This is a genomic window from Parabacteroides sp. PF5-6 (assembly GCF_029504695.1).
Classification (GTDB): Bacteria; Bacteroidota; Bacteroidia; order Bacteroidales; family Tannerellaceae; genus QVMG01.
The window spans coordinates 78,032-97,148 of sequence record NZ_JAQFIN010000001.1; the positions used below are offsets into that span (position 1 = coordinate 78,032).

The 19,117-nt window shown below is 47.2% G+C and carries 14 protein-coding genes; 1 reads left to right on the forward strand and 13 read right to left on the reverse strand.

What is annotated here, in order from left to right; all coding sequences use genetic code 11:
- Window positions 1-4: 4 nt before the first annotated feature.
- The 10 genes from M2133_RS00280 to M2133_RS00325 form a co-directional block, all read right to left on the reverse strand.
- Window positions 5-1,921, reverse strand: coding sequence for a hypothetical protein (locus tag M2133_RS00280; RefSeq protein WP_277463943.1), 1,917 nt, complete (start codon window positions 1,919-1,921; stop codon window positions 5-7).
- A gap of 103 nt (window positions 1,922-2,024) precedes the next feature.
- Window positions 2,025-3,629 carry a RagB/SusD family nutrient uptake outer membrane protein gene (locus M2133_RS00285; RefSeq protein WP_277463944.1) on the reverse strand — a complete coding sequence of 535 codons (1,605 nt, stop codon included), beginning with the start codon at window positions 3,627-3,629 and terminating at the stop codon, window positions 2,025-2,027.
- A gap of 12 nt (window positions 3,630-3,641) precedes the next feature.
- A complete protein-coding gene (locus M2133_RS00290; RefSeq protein ID WP_277463945.1) occupies window positions 3,642-6,716 on the reverse strand; it encodes a TonB-dependent receptor in 3,075 nt (1,024 codons plus the stop codon).
- A gap of 56 nt (window positions 6,717-6,772) precedes the next feature.
- The gene (gene iolG / locus M2133_RS00295; RefSeq protein ID WP_277463946.1) at window positions 6,773-7,786 is read right to left on the reverse strand and encodes an inositol 2-dehydrogenase; all 1,014 of its coding nucleotides are present in this window, start codon (window positions 7,784-7,786) and stop codon (window positions 6,773-6,775) included.
- Between the two features lie 18 nt (window positions 7,787-7,804).
- Window positions 7,805-8,704, reverse strand: coding sequence for a sugar phosphate isomerase/epimerase (locus M2133_RS00300; RefSeq protein ID WP_277463947.1), 900 nt, complete (start codon window positions 8,702-8,704; stop codon window positions 7,805-7,807).
- A gap of 143 nt (window positions 8,705-8,847) precedes the next feature.
- A complete protein-coding gene (locus M2133_RS00305; protein WP_277463948.1) occupies window positions 8,848-10,311 on the reverse strand; it encodes a CoA-acylating methylmalonate-semialdehyde dehydrogenase in 1,464 nt (487 codons plus the stop codon).
- A 22-nt stretch (window positions 10,312-10,333) separates the two neighbouring features.
- A complete protein-coding gene (iolD, locus tag M2133_RS00310) occupies window positions 10,334-12,190 on the reverse strand; it encodes a 3D-(3,5/4)-trihydroxycyclohexane-1,2-dione acylhydrolase (decyclizing) (protein WP_277463949.1) in 1,857 nt (618 codons plus the stop codon).
- 124 nt (window positions 12,191-12,314) lie between these two features.
- Window positions 12,315-13,406, reverse strand: a complete 1,092-nt coding sequence (locus M2133_RS00315; protein ID WP_277463950.1) for a transaldolase family protein — start codon at window positions 13,404-13,406, stop codon at window positions 12,315-12,317.
- Window positions 13,407-13,465: 59 nt separating this feature from the next.
- On the reverse strand, window positions 13,466-14,326 hold the full coding sequence (iolB, locus tag M2133_RS00320) for a 5-deoxy-glucuronate isomerase (protein ID WP_277463951.1): 861 nt from the start codon (window positions 14,324-14,326) through the stop codon (window positions 13,466-13,468).
- Window positions 14,327-14,398: 72 nt separating this feature from the next.
- Window positions 14,399-16,213 (reverse strand): sodium/solute symporter, encoded by a 1,815-nt coding sequence (locus M2133_RS00325; RefSeq protein WP_277463952.1) that lies wholly within the window; start codon window positions 16,211-16,213, stop codon window positions 14,399-14,401.
- Between the two features lie 342 nt (window positions 16,214-16,555).
- Between M2133_RS00325 and M2133_RS00330 the strand changes: the two genes are divergently transcribed.
- Complete coding sequence (locus tag M2133_RS00330; RefSeq protein ID WP_277463953.1) at window positions 16,556-17,419, forward strand: AraC family transcriptional regulator; 864 nt, start codon at window positions 16,556-16,558, stop codon at window positions 17,417-17,419.
- Window positions 17,420-17,487: 68 nt separating this feature from the next.
- On the opposite strand, the gene M2133_RS00335 is transcribed toward M2133_RS00330, so the two are convergent.
- Genes M2133_RS00335 through M2133_RS00345 form a run of 3 tightly spaced genes read right to left on the reverse strand, consistent with a single transcriptional unit; the run spans window position 17,488 to window position 19,009 of the window.
- Window positions 17,488-17,901 (reverse strand): DUF5024 domain-containing protein, encoded by a 414-nt coding sequence (locus tag M2133_RS00335; RefSeq protein WP_277463954.1) that lies wholly within the window; start codon window positions 17,899-17,901, stop codon window positions 17,488-17,490.
- Between the two features lie 23 nt (window positions 17,902-17,924).
- Window positions 17,925-18,512 carry a hypothetical protein gene (locus M2133_RS00340; RefSeq protein ID WP_277463955.1) on the reverse strand — a complete coding sequence of 196 codons (588 nt, stop codon included), beginning with the start codon at window positions 18,510-18,512 and terminating at the stop codon, window positions 17,925-17,927.
- Window positions 18,512-19,009, reverse strand: coding sequence for a sigma-70 family RNA polymerase sigma factor (locus tag M2133_RS00345; RefSeq protein WP_277463956.1), 498 nt, complete (start codon window positions 19,007-19,009; stop codon window positions 18,512-18,514). Before M2133_RS00345 ends, M2133_RS00340 begins: the two co-directional genes overlap by 1 nt.
- Window positions 19,010-19,117: the final 108 nt, after the last annotated feature.

Below are 19,117 nucleotides of genomic sequence, written 5' to 3' on the forward strand. Positions count from 1 at the left end.
GAAGTTACTTGAGTTTGAGCGTATGTTTAAACGGAGTAGTTCCCGTCAGATAGACACGCTGCCCGTCAGCTTTGAGTTCACCGTTATACACGCTGAACTGCTCACCTTCCATACCCAACCGGTTGTGTTCATAGATGCCCGGGCCGAATTCAAGTGTACTCCCGTCTACGGTATACGTTCCCCAGCCTTCATTCATTTTATAGCTTTCCGGATCATCCTGCATCTGCCGACCGGCACGCCCACTGGCTACACCCCCCAATGCATTACCACTTCCTGTCGAAACAACTCCATTAAGCTGACCGCCACGGCGGAAACAAAGTTCAATCGTCACCGGCACATTTTCATAACCGCTGATATCAAAATCCAAGGTAAAAACACCGTTCTTTTCCCGGATAGTCACCGTATTGACGATTGTTTTGTAGTCCTTCGGGCGATTAGGGAAATCCATTTTGCTGTAAAAGCGTCCATCGGGCGTAAGCTTATAATCTCCATCGGCATGCCGATATTCCTTCGGCAGCGGCAGGTGATAAGGCACCTTCCGGGTCTCCCGCAGGATATACCCACCTTCGATGGGAATAAATTCATCGGGATAAAAGAAACCGGTATTGAAGAACGCCGGCGTCATGCGGATGGAGTCTAATACGGCCTTTCCTTTTGTCATGCGGAAGAATGCGGGATTCATGGCAAGGCCTGATGCAAAGCCAAAGCCAAGAGCCGCATCATTGCCGCCATTGATCGTCGCGGTCAGATCACCGCGCCGGATACGCACGAGTTTGGAATGGGGAAATACCTTTTCGTAATTCTCCGGAAGCGGCTTGAGTTCGGGCAGTTTAGCGCCGAAAAGCGGATCTTCAAGCAGATAAACCAGAGGCGAATTCATATCCGTCACCATACCGGCCAGTTCTTTCATATAGTTCTCTTCGATATGGCGCGCCATACTGGCAAAGACACCGTTATTATCCAATACCGCGAGCAGGCGATACTGGCTGTAGTATTCGTATATGGATTTGCGTGAGCCGCGACGCTGATCCTGGCGACGGGAAGCGACCGTTTCCATCAGACCGTCGGGACCGACATAATACAGTGTCATCTCCAGGTTTCTCCGCAGAGGTTCCAAAAGCTGCTCACGCTTCAGCGACAACGCCAGATTCATCATCGCCGGATTATTCACGGCTGAATTATAATTGGAGCTTCTTTCCGCCCATTGCCCGTCTTCATCGATATCGATTCCTTCGCCGAGCCATTCGTCGATCCGCTTGATATAGGCCTCATCCGGATAGAGTGTATGGATATGGGCTAATGCCGAACAGATATCCCACCGGTGATTCGGTGTATGCACGCCTCCGACAAGCAGTCCTTTGGAGATCTTGAGTATGATCTCTTTAAGCCGGTCACGGACACCGGTTGTCGCAGACGAGTCATCTTGCAAGAGAAGATGTTGCCCTTTGCAAAGCGTCTTCACCAGAAAACCGGTATCGGGTGGCGAGTCCAGGTTGCCCCCGTTGTAGAGCCCGCTTGGATTCTGGCGCTCGGCAAGGCCTACAGCCAGTTTCTCCATTAGGGGTGGCAATGATTGGTCATGCCGGTATTTGGATTCCGGATTTACATAAGCCGCCGACAGGGCCATAATAAATCCGCCGACATTGCGGAAGCCCGACATATTCATCCGGTCGATATTTTGGATCATCGGCGCCAGAAAACCATCATTAAGCGTGGTCAATTCCTTGAGCAGGTGCATTCCTTCTTCATTATCCGGCAGACGGATCTGCCCGGGAAGCGCGGCCGAAAACGCAGTCCCCGGATTTGCCCAAAGAGAACTGGCCGGAGCTATCGCAATCGCTGCAGCCCCCAATGCGGCACGATTGATAAATGTTCTACGGGAGATGAAATTCTGTGGTTCTCGTTTATTTTCAGTATTCATATTTTCTTGTTTTTTAAACATCGCACTTTCACGGATAAAACATTAATGTTTTGTTCACAAAAGTGCAATGTTTTGTCCGCAAAAGTGCAATGTTTTGTTTTTTTTAATATCCGGGGTTCTGTTTCCAGTTCGTATTTGTATTGAGAATGCCTCTGGGAACCGGGAAAATACGCCGATAAAGTTCTGTCTTAGCCTGCGGATTAATAATGTGTTTATATCCCCAATCATCTTCAAACTTCCCAAAACGGATCAGGTCGTTACGCCGCCAGTTCTCATCCGCAAATTCACGGGCACGCTCATCCAGAAGCTCATCCAATGTCGGATGCTGGGTCAGCCGCGGAGCTTGAACATAATCCCGAATCTGGTTCATCAAAGACATAGGTGTATCACCGTTTGTTGCCGTAGCCCCACGTAAGATCGCTTCTGCCTTCATCAAGATAATATCTGCGAAACGGAAGATAGGCACATCATTACTCTGGGAACGGGCTTGGGCTTGTGTTGTTTTCAAATCCATATAAAACTTAATGGAACGATAGCCTTGCGAACGTCCTCCATGGGGCGTAGCGTCAACCGGCAAGGTTTGATCCAAGCTGGTCAATGTGATTTGTTTCGTTAATGTTACTTGCTGATCATCAATCATCCATGGAACATTTGTTGCTTTGTAAGTATTCGGATCACGTACAAACAATGGACCACCGACAAATTGCTCGTTACGTTCATCACCCGACAAATTAAATTTGTCTACAAATTCAGCGTTCATTGCAATATTTCCCCCGACACTCTGCGGCAGATTTATGCCATAGAATACTTGTTGTCCACTACGATGTGTCCTGAAGCGAGCGTAGGTCATACCGCGTTGCGTTTCACGATCGAAAGGCATAGCATAAATGAAGTCCTTGATATGTGGCCCGTTTTCCGGAAGAAACTTAGAGATATAGCCATCTGTCAGATCGAATATGCCGGAAGCAATAATCTCATCACACAGACGTACCGCATCGTTCAATTTATTGTTAGGCATCGATGGAGTATAAGTAGCCACATCACCACAAGTATAGACCGTCCAGTTGAGATAAAGTTTTACCAATAGAGCACAAGCCATCCAGCGTGTCGGTTTCCCATACGTAGTAATATCCACATTCGTCGACAGTTTATCCATTACAGCCAACAGTTCCGATTCAATAAACTGGGCTACATCCGCACGGGGAGAACGATCTACAGCTTCGTCTGCTTCCAACACATGATCCAGTATGGGAGCATCACCATAATTGTCGATCAACACCCAATGATAATAGGCACGAACGGCGCGAATAGGAGCAATGGCATCGGATTCTTCCCCTCCCATTTCAGCGATTAATTCATTACAAATCGTAATGCCTCCGGCAAGGTCTTCCCAATACGCAATAAACCCGTTATCCGCATTCCACCAATGTAAGGCAAGTTGGCTCCAGGCACCGGAATCATAATAGTCAGTCCCATTATAAGAAAAACACATGGATTCGTCGGAAGATAAAGTCTGAGCGGAATTATAATGACGTCCTATCGGTCCGCGCATGGCAAAATAGGCATTGGAAGCTTTGGCTTCAACAGCCCTCTCATTATCGGGAAATTCAGTATATCTGGATTTGATATCTACATCAAGATCCGTACAACTCATCGTTAGCGCCAGCAAAAACACCGGCATCCATGATTTTATATATTTCGTTTTCATCTTTATTGCATTTTAGAAATTAACATTCACACCAAACATAAAAGTACGTGTACGCGGATAAGTCTGGCGATTATCAATACCCGGAGCTATGCCACCGAGAGAAACTTCCGGGTCAATGCCCTTGTAGCCCGTAATGGTAAACACATTGTTGCAGGTAGCATACAGACGAAGACCTCTGATATAATCATTAATCTTACCAAAGTTATACGCTAAAGAGAGTGATGCCAGTCGTAAATAACTCGCATTCTCCAAATAGCGATCAGATGGTGCATGCGCATTATTATCTGTTGTCGGAATTTCCTTTGCCACACTCGCTAATACGTTCTTTCCCACTGTCACATTGCCAAGATTATTCAGATTGGCTCGCGTAGCATTCATGACTTTATTTCCAACCACACCCTGCATGAAGGCTGTCAAGGTCCATTTTTTATAAGTAAAGGTATTATTCCATCCTCCGGACAGTTTAGGCTGAGCCGAACCAGCAAAATATTTATCACTGTACAAGCAGTTTTTCGTGGTTACATACTCTCCGGTTGCATTGTCAATATAACGACCATCATCTTGTTTTGTCACCTTACCTTCAAAACCGCCCTGTTCCTTGTAAATATCATTCAAGCTATCTTCGCCATATACATAAAAATGAGAGACGCCGTCTTTAACTCCAGCCCATTTCCAGGTATAGAATTGTCCCATGGGATAACCGGCCATTACACGTTGCACATTTGCACCTGAAAAACCTCCCGATTGCACACCTCCCTTATCAAAGTAATCCACGGAATACATCTGATTGGATATGCTAACCACCTCATTTTTATTGTGCGAAAGATTTATGGATGTTTCCCATCTGAAATCTTTTTCCTGAACCGGTGTGGCATTAAGCGTTAATTCGATCCCTTTGTTGCTGATCTCGCCCACGTTTGCCGTCAAAGTAGCAAAAGGATACTTAGCGGTTGAAACCGCATAATCAGCAATCAAATCTTTTGTGCGTTTGTCATAATATTCAATCGTTCCACTCAAACGGTTATTGAAAAAACCGAAGTCCAGACCGACATTGAACATCCCCGTACGTTCCCATTTAAGATCCGGATTCGCATTGCGGGTAGCGCCCAGAATTTGGATTTGGTCGGATTGACCTGTAGTAGTCAAATGATCATACCAACCGGTTGATCCATACAATTGGGTGGCTGTAAAGACGTCGAAGCCCATAGAGTTACCGCTTACTCCATACCCCACACGCAGTTTCAGGTCATCAAACACATTCAGGTTCTTGATGAAATCTTCTTCATAAAGACGCCAGGCCAGAGAAACGGAAGGGAAAGTACCCCATCGGTTGTTCTTCCCGAAAGCCGAAGATCCGTCACGACGCAAAGTGGCCTGGAACAGATACTTACTGGCATAAGAATAATTGATGCGGCCATAGAATGAGATCATACGTAACGTAGAAAGATTGTAATCCCCCAAACCTGTTTTTTCGATTTTGTTCGCCATACCCATATTATAATAGGTCAGGTCATCATTATAATAATCGTAAGTCGTCAATTGGAAACCATCATTATCATTTGATTCTTCCCAGGAATAACCGGCCATAAGCCCCAATTTATGCACTTTGTTAAATGTTTTATCATAATTCAGATAGGTCTCAAATACCGTTCGTTTGTTTGTCACAGACGAGCGTCGAGCTCTACCATTCATATTCTGAGCCACTAATGACCGGGAAGAGTTATAGGTGCTATAAATATATTGCTCATTCTGATAAGCCAAGCTCGCATTGTAAATCAGACCCTCTACGATCTTGAGTGAAGCTTTACCCGTACCCATCAGGCGTTTACCTTCCGTATCATTGATATTTTCATTAATCAAAGCAACCGGATTATAATATTGAGTAATACTGGGATCTTCATAATACGTATTATCTTCGTTGCGAACAGGCACCAACGGAGAGTAGTAATAGATGGCATCCAACACACTCATGCCTTGACCACTTGTTTGAATCCTGCTTCTGTTGGTTACACTTGCATTGATATTAAATGATACCGTAAGACGATCTTTCAGCCCTTTGGCCTGGATATAGGCGCGTCCGATCAGGCGAGTCATATCCGACCCTTTGATAACTCCCTGGTTTTCCATGTAATTAACACCACCGCTGAATGAGAGTTGGTCCGTACCGCCACTAATCGACACATTGTGGTTCTGACTGAAGCCTGTACGTTGTACTTCATCCTGCCAATTGGTATCATAACCTAAATCATTCATCAAAGCAATGCCTCCCGATTGTGCATAAGCACGAAGTTCCGGACCAGTCATCATCTCATAATTCCCCATTACATTGTCTACAGCCACATAGCCATTGTAATCGATATTTGTGCGACCTGCTTGTCCTTTTTTGGTCGTAACGATAATCACACCATTAGCTGCTTTCGAACCGTAAATCGCCGTTGCCGTAGCATCGCGGAGCACATCGATGCTCTCAATGTCATTTGGAGAGATCAACGACAAAGACATACCCGGCATACCATCAATAACATAATAGGGCTCCATAGCGGCTCCCTCACGCAGGGTGGAAGCACCACGTAGGGTGATCGAAGCAGTCGCATTCGGGTCGCTGCTCTGAGCAATCACCAGCCCCGGTACTTTTCCCTGAAGTAATTGAGCCGGATCCGAATAAACCCCGACATTCATCTTCTCAGAAGTAACGGTAGTGATCGAACTGGTCACATCTTTACGGGTCATCGTGCCATAACCAATCACCACCACTTCCTCCAGTTGGGTGTTATTTTCCACCATCGTCACATTCATCGTTTGTGATCCTCGTGTCTCAACTTCTACGGGATCATATCCGATATAGGTAAAGACCAATTTGACATTCCCGCTTGGAACAGCAAGAGAATACTTTCCATCGATATCAGAAGATATCCCGGTAGTAGTACCCGATACAACCACATTTACGCCCGGCAGGGGTTCACCGGTGACCCGGTCGGTAATTGTACCACTCACAGTAACTTGTTGGCCGAAAGCATGGACGGACAACACACACAACAACAAAAAAACAAGAAGTGGTCTTGTACTTTTCTTCACATGATTCTTCATAAAAACAAATTTATTAGATTTATAAATGAGATAACAAGAGAGACTCTACGGTTTTTTTACCTGATCTCGTTCAATTTTACCGGACGCCCTTCGGCAACCGATTTCTTTGCGGCTAAGCCGATGGCGACGGATAGGAGACCATCCTGGCCACCGACGGGTACGGGTTTGTCATGGATAACGGCATCACAGAAGGCTTTTAACTCTGTCGAATAGGCATCGAGATACCTGTCCATAAAGAAGTTAAGCGGCAGGGAACCTTGTATGCCTTCGGAGGAGAAGTAGCGATGGTTGTCCGGGAAATTATTATCGGCACTAACCATTCCTTTCGAACCGAAGATCTCCACACGCTGGTCATAACCATACACCGCTTTGCGACTGTTATCAATCACACCGATAGCGCCATTCTCGAAAGTCAATGTGATGATCGCCGTATCTACATCGCCGGCTTCACCGATAGCCGGGTCCACCAGAACGGCTGCTTTGACATAGACCTCCGTCACTTCGCTGCCGACAATATAACGCGCCATATCAAAATCATGGATCGTCATATCCAGGAACATGCCACCGGAAACAGCCACATACTCCGCCGGAGGCGGTGCCGGGTCGCGCGATGTGATCTTAAGGATGTTCGGCTCACCCACTTTCCCAGCTTTCACCATATCATGCACTTTCTTGAAATTCGGATCGAAGCGGCGGTTGAAGCCAACCATCAGTTTTACGCCGGCTTTCTCCACTTCATCGATCGCGTTCCGGATGACCGCTAAGGACAGATCCACCGGCTTTTCGCAGAAGATATGTTTACCGGCCTGTGCCGCTTCTACGATATATTTGGCGTGCGTGTCGGTCGGCGAACAGATCACTACGGCATCGACTTCCGGATGATTGATCACGTTTTTATAATCCGGCGTAACGAATGAGATACCGAATTGTGCGGCTAATATTTTAGCGCCTTCGATGTTAATATCAGCGACTGCTACGACTTCCGCATCCGGTACGCTCTGTACCAGTGTGGCAATATGTACCTTACCGATCCGGCCGGTACCAATAACTCCCAATTTTAATTTTGTCATACTCGTTTTCGTTTTTATTTATAATCCCAATGTCTTGATAAATTCCCGGTTCCGTTGGGCACAGGTTTTAGGATTACCCATACCCGGAAGTACATCCTGTTCGACTACAATCCATTCGTCGTAGTTCTGTTGGTGAAGCTCTGCTACAATCGCCTGGAAATCCACCGCTCCTTTGCCTAATTCACAGAAGACGCCGGAGTTAACCGATTGGAAATAGTCCATTCCTTCTTCGCGTGATTTCGCGGCTATCGCCGGATCACAATCTTTGAAATGAATATGCCAGATCCGATCGGCATACTGCCGGAGCGCCTGCAAAGGATCGCCGCCGCCGAACATATAATGCCCCATATCCAATACCAGTCCCAGCTGTTCCGGATCGGTAAATGTCAACAAGGTGGCTATTTCTTCCGGTGTTTCCACATAACCGCCACAATGATGATGGAATACGGTGCGCAGCCCTGTTTGTTTTTTCACTTCCCGGGCAATGCGATCGGCTCCTTCCGCAAAGGTTTTCCATTCCTCGGTCGACAGCCCCATAGCAGGGGTTACACGGCCGGCGTTTTGAGTCCGTTCGGGAATGCTTCCGTTCTCATCGGCCAGGACGATAAAGGCTTCGGGGAATCCGGCATCTGCCATCAGGCGAGCCGTCTTCACCGCCTGCTCTACGCCGGCATCATGCTTCGTCCGGTCTTTCATCAATACGGGAACAAAAGCGCCCAACAAGTGGAAATCGCGTTTATCCATCTCGGCCCGCAAAGCTTTCGGATCCGTGGGCATAAATCCCCAGTCGCCCAGTTCCGTTCCGGCATAACCACAGGCTTTCATCTCGTCTAAAACCTGTTCATAACCGGCTGCTTCGCCTTCCAACTCAAATTCTAATACACCCCATGAGCAAGGGGCATTGGCTATTTTTATCATATATTATCTGTATTAAATCGTTTTATATCCTAGTTTTTTCTATTGTCGATGCACATGGGCAGTACTGTCCATGCTCTTCGACAGTATTGTCCATGCCCTTCGACAGTACTGTCCATGCGCATCGACAATAAAATTCTAAGGCATCAGAACTTCCGATTCCATTCATCATGCCAGCGCTCAATCACCACCTTTGTCTGGGTATAGAATTCAACCGCATGATGCGATTGGGCATGCAGGTCGCCAAAGAAGCTGTCTTTCCATCCGCTGAACGGGAAAAAGGCCATCGGAGCAGCCACCCCGATATTCACTCCGATATTTCCGGCCATCACATCGTGGCGGAAACGACGGGCGGCCGAGCCGCTATGGGTAAAGATACAAGCCGAGTTGCCGTAATTTCCGCTATTGACCAATTGGATCGCGTCATCTAACGTATCCACATACATCAAGCCCATTACCGGACCGAAGATCTCGGTCGCGAATGTATCTGTCCCTTGTTTTACATCATCCAATACTGTCGGGTGAATAAAATAGCCCTCTTCATAACCCGATACCGGTTTATTCCGTCCGTCGAGCAATAGGGAGGCTCCTTCGTCAACACCTTTGTCTATCAACATCTCGATGCGCTCTTTGCTTTCTTTCGTGATCACAGGTCCCATGCCCGCGGCAGGATCCATCCCATAACCGGTCGTCTTATTTCTGGCAGCCTCAACTAGTTTGTCCCGGAACAGCTCTTTCGCCTTTCCGACCAACACAACCAAAGAGGCGGCCAGGCAACGCTGACCGGCACAGCCGTATACACTATCCGCAATAATTCGAACCGTAGTGTCGATATCCGCGTCGGGCATCACCACCACCGGATTCTTGGCACCACCCTGTGCCTGTATGCGTTTGCCGTTAGCTGTACCGCGTTGATACACATATTTGGCAACGGCTGTCGATCCCACAAAGCTAATGGCTGGAACAGCCGGATGATCCAATAGAGCATCTACCGTATCCTTTGCGCCGTGCACCATATTCAATACGCCTTTCGGCAGGCCCACAGCTTCAAACAATTCAAAGATGCGTGTCATGGTCATCGGAACCTTTTCGGACGGTTTGACGATATACGTATTACCACAAGCTATGGCATACGGCATAAACCAGAATGGGATCATAATCGGGAAGTTGAACGGAGCAATACAAGCACAAACGCCCAGCGGCTGACGGATCATAAACTCATCGATCCCGCCGGCAATATCTTCTGAGAATTCACTTTGAAGCATCGTCGGGATGCCACAGGCGACTTCTACATTCTCAACCGCCCGCACCACCTCGGCTTTCGACTCGCCATAGGTCTTGCCACTTTCATTCGTACAGATCTCTGCGATCTCCTCCGCGTGTTCATCCAATATCTGTTTCATCCGAAACAGATACTGTATGCGTTGCACTGCCGGGGTATTACGCCAGGCCTGCGCGGCAGCTTGTGCTGCTTCTACTGCCCGGGCAATATCGTCCGCGGTTCCTGCCGGTACCTGTTCGATCACTTTCCCGGTAGCCGGATTGACGACATCGATAGAGGCGCTCCCTGTCGAAGCCACCCACTCTCCATTGATATAATTCTTTAGCATCTTCTTATTCTTTTATTTTGTTTTATAAATAATAGCGTTGTTTCTTCTTTTGCTCCACATAATTGCGATAGGCCTCGTTCACGGTATCAATTTCAGACACTTCGGCGATAGGCACTTCCCACCAGGCAAAATCCGGCCCGCACTTATACAGGTCGGTATGGATGGTGATTACCGTCGTACGCGTTTGTTTCTTCGCCTCTTCCATGGCTTTCTTTAAAGAAGGAATATCGGTTGCTTCAATCACATAAGCACCCAGACTCCGGGCATTCGCGGCGAAATCCACCGGAAGGATATCACCGGTCAACTGGCCGGACTCTTCTTCCCGGTAGCGGTATTTCGTGCCGAAACGCTGTAAGCCTAACGATTCCGACAGTCCTCCGATGCTCTGGAAACCATCGTTATTCAACAGGATAATATTGAATTTCACGCCTTCCTGTATGGACGTAACGATCTCGCTGTTCATCATTAGGTAGTTTCCATCGCCGACCATCACCCAAATCTGATGATCCGGATAAGCCATAGCCGCACCCATACCGGCCGCACACTCGTATCCCATAGTCGAATAGCCATATTCGAGGTGGAAACCTTTCGGATGTGCCGTACGCCACAGCTTATGTAAATCACCGGGAAGACTGCCGGCAGCACATAATACGATATCTTTCGGATCGGCCACTTCATTCACAGCGCCGACGACTTCAAGCTGGGATACCGGCAGTTCTCCACTGTCTTTATAAATCGTAGAGACTTCCTGATCCCACTCCCGGTTAAACTGTTTCGCCTGAAGCTGATAGGCGTCATCGGTCCGATAGCCTTTCAATTGTTCCAGTAATTCCTCCAGACACGCTTTGGCATCTCCGGTCAAAGGCAGTGCGGCCTGTTTGAACGCATCAAATTCGGCCACATTGATATTGATAAAACGCACATTGGGGTTTTGGAATGCCGTTTTGGAGGCAGTAGTGAAATCGCTATAACGTGTACCGATGCCAATTACGACATCCGCTTCCTGGCTGACCTTATTCGCTCCCGGCGTTCCGGTTGCTCCTACGGCACCCAGATTCAAGGGATGATCATAAGGCAGTGATCCTTTACCCGCGAACGTTTCCGCTACGGGAATACCGGTTGCCTCGGCAAACTGTTGCAATACTTCGGTTGCCTCACTGTAGATCACTCCGCCTCCGGCGATAATCATCGGTTTTTGGGCCGTGCGGATAAGCTGTGCCGCTTCACTTAATACGTTCATATCCGGACGCAACCGCGGTATTTTCCATACCCTCTTCCGAAAGAGTTCTTCCGGGAAATCGTAGGCTTCGGCCTGCACATCCTGAGGCAAAGAAAGCATAACCGCTCCGGTATCGGCAGGCGAAGTCAGTACCCGCATCACCTCGGGTAAAGAGGTGATCAGTTGCTCGGCACGATTGATGCGGTCCCAGTATCGGGTCACGGGTTTGAAGCAATCGTTCACGGAAATATCCTGTGTCTGTACAGACTCCAATTGTTGCAATACGGGGGCGACATTGCGGCGGGCAAAAATATCACCGGAGATCAATAATACCGGCAGGCGATTGATGGTCGCCATAGCCGCGCCCGTAACCATATTGGTTGCTCCCGGCCCTATCGAAGAAAGGCAGGCGAAGGCGCCCAGCCGGTTTTTCACTTTGGCGTAGGCTGCCGCAATATGTACGGATCCCTGTTCATTACGGGTAACAATATATTTAAAACCGGGACGCTGCAACAATCCTTGTCCGAATCCGGCGACAATACCGTGGCCAAATATGCCCAAAGCACCGGCAAAGAACTTATGTTCCACTCCATCGCGTTCGACATACTGATTATTTAAAAATTCAAGGACTGCCTGTCCTACAGTTAATCGTCTTTTCATTATCTCATACTTTTCGTAATTCATAATTTATTCATTCTGAACAGATGTTTTTCATGACTCGGCATAGTCCAAACGAGTTTGGCCTCTGCTCTCGCTATTCAAAACATTCATAATTCATAATTCCCTACTCCCCCTTCACATCCGGATCCGAAATCATAATATGCCGTATAAGTTTCAGCAAATCCGCATAGCTTTCAATAAATGAAAGGAGGGTACGGCGGGTCGATCCGAAGAGTTCAAATTCTTCCGGTTTCATTCCATTTTCATCGTATGCCCTATTGAAATCCGGGAATTTAGCCTGGAGTCCCGCGATGATTTGGGGGTCTACTTCGTTATCAATACGGTTTTTCACCTCCACATCCGAAGCATTGTATTTCTTTTGCCAATCCGGTGGAATGGTCAGGGACATTTCCGCACCGATAAATTCCGACCAATGGTAATGGTTACGGAAGGCTGCGATAAGGAGTCTTGTCCGGTAGCCCCGTTTCTTATATATTTGATAAGCCTTTTTCGCAACGGCGACACCTGCCCATTCCAGGTAACCGGGTTCGGTGATAATTCCTTTTTTGGCCACCTGTACTTTCAACCAATCATCCAGACGCCCTACCATAAGTGTGCATACGGGACTCATCGTGGAGATATCCTTACCCTCTTTCTGTCGGCGGCTAAGTCCACGCTCCACAGCTTCAGCTACGGCTATTGCCTGCGGAAGCGTAAAAGAAATCGTTGCGTTAATATTTACCCCCCGATAAGTAAGCTCTTCAATCGCTTCTACTCCCGCTTTGGTCACGGGTAGTTTTATATTGTTATTGGGATAAAGAGAATCGAAATAAACCGCCTGTTCAACAATAGCGTTTGCATTCCTGTAATACTTTGCATTGGTTTGAATGGAAAGCCGGCCGTTGCGTCCATTGCTTTCGGTAAAAATAGGCATCAGTTGCTTGGCCGCATTGACAGTTATCATTTCCATAATTTTCCAGGCTATCTCATCTTCGGTAGCGGAAGGGTGTTCTTCAATAAGGGAAACGATAGCTGGCCGCCAGATATCAATTTCCTTTTTCAATACACTCCCAACAATAGTCGGGTTGCTTGTGCCACCAACCGCGCCATTATCAATGGCGTACTTTAAATCAGCAACGGAACAGGAGTCATTCCAAAATTCCGTAGGACTCATTAATGTCATGGTGTGCAAAGGGGTTTTTCCTATTGTACTCATAATTCCTCCGTTTTTATTATCCTATATTATTCATAAATATGATATCATATTTTATATGTTTATTTGTTCATTTCTATTGTAACCAAAGGCAGTCTCGGATCCATGGTTTTCCAGGTGCCGTAGACCCATTCGTGATCCGGATCGTTACTTCCGGCCAGGCTCTGATCGCTACCGGCCAGGAAATTCAGGTAATACACATTGTATCCATGCCCGGCAATCACCGGATGATGGCCACGCGGCACAAGCACCACATCATTCGTATGCGCTTCCACAATTTCATCGAGTTCCCGATCTTCCGTATATACATGCTGAATTGCAAATCCCTGGGGTTTATCTGTCTTGTAAAAATAGATCTCTTCCAGACAGGCTTCTTTCAGTTTCCCGTCGGCATCCACCTTCCGTTCGTCATGTTTATGCGCTGGGAAAGAGCTCCAGTTGCCGGAGGGCGTATACACTTCCACACAAACCAACCGATGACAGGGTGAGCCGGGAGGCAACATACTATTGATCTGCCGGCTCGCATTATCGCCCCCGCGGAATTCAATGCCCATATCCTGTACCGCCTGCGGGGTAACGAATAAGGGTTCGTGTTGCTGGTCGGTTTCCACCCAGCTATAAGCGATATCCAACAGTTCGCTTTCTGCCGTCAACGTAAATTGCGTATGCGCCGGCAGATAAAGCGCATGGGGAAGGCCGCTGAACACATCCGCCCGCCCATTCACAGTTTGCCAGTTTCCCTTATCGGACGTAACAGAGAAATTGCCTCCCAACAAGACGATGCAATACTCGGAATGGCCTGTGTTTTGCGTCCATGTTTCCTCTTTTTTCAGCGTCCGCGCACAGAAGTTCAGGTGTTCCCAATGGGCATCCTCTGCCGTAATTTTTTGATAAAGAGATCCCTGCTTTGCTTTAATCAGCAAAGTCCTACAATGACTACAACTCATATTTAAACTTGATTTTTAGTTTGTTATACCGAATTCCTTTCTTTGATATTACCAGAAATAGAAATACAAAAACGCCAGTATACCACAGATACCGATCGCAACCAGATTGAAAGGTACCGAGGTCTTGAATATTTTCCGGTCGAAAATCAGAGCTTTTTCATCCATATCGGAACGTTTGGCATTGGTGATCAATACAATGCCCAAAAGGATGAAACCGACTACCAATACATAAACCGAATCGAGTGCGAACGTAGAGAACCGCTTCAGGAAGAATGCCGCCACAATACCGACCAGGGCTGAGATGGCAATCATCACCGAGCCGAAACGCACATCTTTCTTTTTCGCCTCGTCGCCCAATTCCGGCGCATCGACCCGATGTTTTTTCTCCCGCAGACTCAACCCGACAAAGAGGATAGATAATACAATAAACACATAACCGATGCGGATGATAAACGGCATATCGGTAATCAGGAACTTCATGGCAAAGGCTACCGGCAGCGTGAAGATAGCCGTCCACAAAGCCGCCTTGGTCGTCGCATGCCGCCAGAAGATGCCCATAAAGAAGATCAGGAATATGCCCGGATAGATAAAGCCGGTATACTCTTGAATGATCGGATACACCTGATCGAGCGAAGCAAATTTCGGAGCGATCAGTGTGGCGATCAATAAGGCCACGAATGCCACAATACGCCCGACACGTACCAGTTCTTTGTTTCCGGCATCCGGCCGTACATATTCTTTATAGATATCCATGGTGAAGATCGTCGAAGTGCTGTTGATGATCGAACTCAAAGAAGAGACCACCGCAGCAACCAGGGCGGCAAAAGCCAGACCGGTAATGCCCGGAGGAACGATATTATTCAACAGCCAGGGATAAGCTTCGTCCGATTTACTGATATCTGCCTGCAAGACATAAGCGGCAATACCCGGAATAACCACCAACAGGGGAACCAACAATTTCAGGAATGCAGCAAATGTCAGTCCGTACTGGGCTTCTTTCACACTCTTGGCTGCCAGTCCCCGTTGTATGATATACTGGTTGAATCCCCAGAAACAGGTATTGGTCAGCCACATCGAACCCAGGATAACCGCCACACCCGGCAGGTCCAGAAACGCATCTTTCATTGCCCCATCGGTCCCGTCCGGAATGGAATGCACACCTTTCTCTATAATCATGGTAAAGCGCTCGGGCGCCTGATAGATAATCTCTTTCAATCCGGCAAAAGCCCCTGCGCCACCGCTTACGGCATCTAAGGCCAGGACCGTAGTGATCAAGCCACCGCCAACAAGGAACACCACCTGTATGACATCCGTCCACGCCACCGCTTTCAACCCGCCATACAGGGAATAAATGGCAGCAAAAAGCGATAAACCCACGATGCCGTACATCAAAGGAACACCCAGGATCTTTTCCAGTGCGAGCGCGCCCAGATAACTGACGGAAGTGAGGTTGACAAACACATACATCAACAGCCAAAAGACAGATAAGCTGGTGCTGACCCGGCGGTCGTAGCGTTTATTCAAGAATTGCGGCATGGTATAAATACCCGTGCGCAGGAATACGGGAAGGAAATATTTGGCCACCACCAGTAAGACCGCCGCCGCGATCCATTCATAACAAGCCACGGCCAGACCGATCGCATAACCGGAGCCCGACATGGCAATAAAATGCTCGGCAGAAATATTAGCGGCAATCAACGAGGCTCCGATGGCCCACCAGGTAAGCGAGCGTCCGGCCAAGAAGTAATCGGAAGCGGTTTTCTCTTCCCCTTTCTTCGTGCGCGAAACCCATAATCCTACCCCAACGATGACGAGGACGTATATGACAAAAATTACCCAATCGATAAGTGCAAAGTGGTTCATAATTCATCAGATTTAAAAAATTCCTATACTTGTGTTCTTATGGCAACCCCTAATTTATTTGTGCTATATTGAGGCGCATCCTTTCTTCTACAAAGAAAGTGAAAGTCGAATGCAGAGCCAAATTTATTTGAGCTATGCTGAGGCGCATCCTTTCTTCTACAAAGAAAGTGAAAGTCGAATGCAGAGCCAAATTTATTTGAGCTATGCTGAGGCGCATCCTTTCTTCTACAAATATAAAGAAGTCTTTATTAAATGATTTGCTTTTTTTTGACCACTCATGATGGTATCTTAACATTTTTCTTTTTATCTTGCCCCCGAAGAGATAATTATAATGAAAAAGCCATGAAACCCATTTATCAAAAACTACTTCCTTCGTCCGAACAATCCTTTATTTTCTACGAAGAAGAGTTACCCCATTTCATCGTGCCCTGGCATTATCACCCGGAAATCGAGATTCTGTTGGTGGTCAAAAGTACGGGAACGAGTTACATCGGCGACAGCATCAAAACATTCGGTCCGGGTGATGTCTGTTTGATCGGCGAAAGCCTTTCCCATTGGTGGAAAAGCGACAACGAATACCTCGAAGAAGGTTCCAACCTGAACATGAACGCCCATGTGATTCAGTTCCGGCAGGATGTGTTGTTGCAATTTATCAGTTTACCTGAGATGGCGCCTATCCGTTTATTATTGGAACGGTCGCAACGGGGCATCCGCTTCACGGGGAATTCGCGACTCAAAATCGGAAAGATGATACGGCAGATCTTCCAGGAGAACGGACTCAAACGGATTTCCGGATTGTTGCTGCTGCTTGAAGCGATGTCGAATGAAGAAGAGTTTGAATATCTTGCCAGCAGCGGTTTCTCAAAAAGTATATACACCTCCGATTTCGAGCGGTTCAATACCGTATACGAATACATCATCCAGAACTTCACCCGTCCGATCCGGTTGGAGGATGTTGCCCAGCAAGCCTATATGGCGCCCACGGCCTTCTGCCGGTACTTCAAAAAAAGAACGGGCAAAAGTTTCTCCGTCTTCCTTTACGAGTTTCGGATCGGCCATGCCAACCGCCTATTGGTCGAGACCGACATTAAAATCTCGACCATTGCTCATGAATGCGGCTTCAACAACCTCTCCAATTTCAACCAGCAGTTCAAAAAAGTAACCGGATACACCCCGCAGGAGTACCGGAAGAAATACAAATTATAAAAAAGAATATCCCACCTTCGCAGGCGGGATATTTACTCATTTAGCTGTTAACCTATATCTAACTATTTTTACTTCACCGTGCGCTGTGTTCTTTTCGGGGCGTAGAAGCTATCCCCCTTCTCTTCGACAAAGGTGGCGGAGACGCTATTATCTTCCTCGTTGACCTTGATACTGAAAGAACCTTTATCGAAACGGTAAAAGTTCGGTACCATCTTTCCATTTTTCTTACTCTCGGAGATATGTTCAGCCTGGGGCTCGTCTTTGCGGCAGGCTTCGCTGATCTCGTTCATTAATGCATCGTTATTTTTGAACGTCACCGTGATAATAGTGCGGTCTTTACTGCGGATACGGTTGACATCGACGTTATCCATCGTGATACATTTATTCATCACCGCTTTGATATTTTCCTGTGCTTGGAGTTCACCGATCAGGCTTCCTGTCATCAGGAATAAGACTGCTAATACAACATGTTTTGTTCTCATAATTTCTACTTGTTTATATGTTATTATTCACATTCGATTTGTAAGATATCTTTCACTTCCTGCTGCACGGCTTCGTCGGGGAACTGGTGGATCAGTTCGCAATATTGAGCTTTCAATTCCTGTTCGATCATCTGCAGGGGATCTTCATCGTCGGCGTTCCAGTTCAACAACCGGTCTGCGCGTTCTTCCTGCAAGAGGGCGAGTTGCATCTTCAACTCCAGTTCGGGACGGATCTGGTCGAGATCATCAATCCGTTCGCCATTGCGCACGATAAAACTGCCTTCAAAGGGATCGGGTTCCTCGTTTTGATGTGTAAACAAGGGTTGCAACAGGAAAAATGCCAATACCACTGCCGCCACGCTGGTCAATACCATCAACACTTTCCTTCGAAGCGGCAAAGGCTTAACAGATGCCTGCTTTTCCGATGAAGATTGTATTTCTTCCATTAAGCCTGTTTCGAAATAACCGAACACCGGTTTGTAGGGAGCCAGATGTTCCGGCAGATCGTCACTTCCGAAGAAGATGTACAGCTCTTGTTCTTCCGCGTTCGAGGTTTGTCCCTCGAAAAAGCGTTCCAATAACTCTTCTATATGCTTTATCTTCTCTTCCATCAGTTTTGCATTTTAAAAAAGATTTCTTTCACCCGGCGGCGGGCACGGGACAGGTTCATACGTACAGCATCGGGGGTGCTACCGGTCAGTGAAGCGATCTCTTCCACTTCGTATCCGTCGATATGTTTCATTCGAAGGACGGTCTGCTGCAAATCGGGCAGCCGGTCTATAATCCGCAACACATTCGCCAGGTTATCCTTTTGTTCCAACTGATAATGCGGCGTGGGCGTTTCGCTGATCAAAGTAACATCTTCTACATCTTCATACGTTCGCTGGCGCACCTTCAGCCGGTTCAGGCATAAATGCTTGGTGATCGTCATCGACAGCGCCGCTACATTATTATAATGGTTCAACTCCTCACGCATATACCACAATTTCAGAAAGACCTCCTGGATAATATCCTCTGATTCATCCTTATCGGCTAACATCCGCTGGGCGTAGAATAACAACTCTTCCCGCAACGGCAGCACTTCCCGTTTAAACTGTATCTGATCCATTTCTATTCTAACGACAAACCAAAGATAAAAACATAACACCAAGTGAATGTTTTTTTCAAAGAAAGAACAAATTATTTTTCAAACGACTGATTTAACCCTCTCATTCGA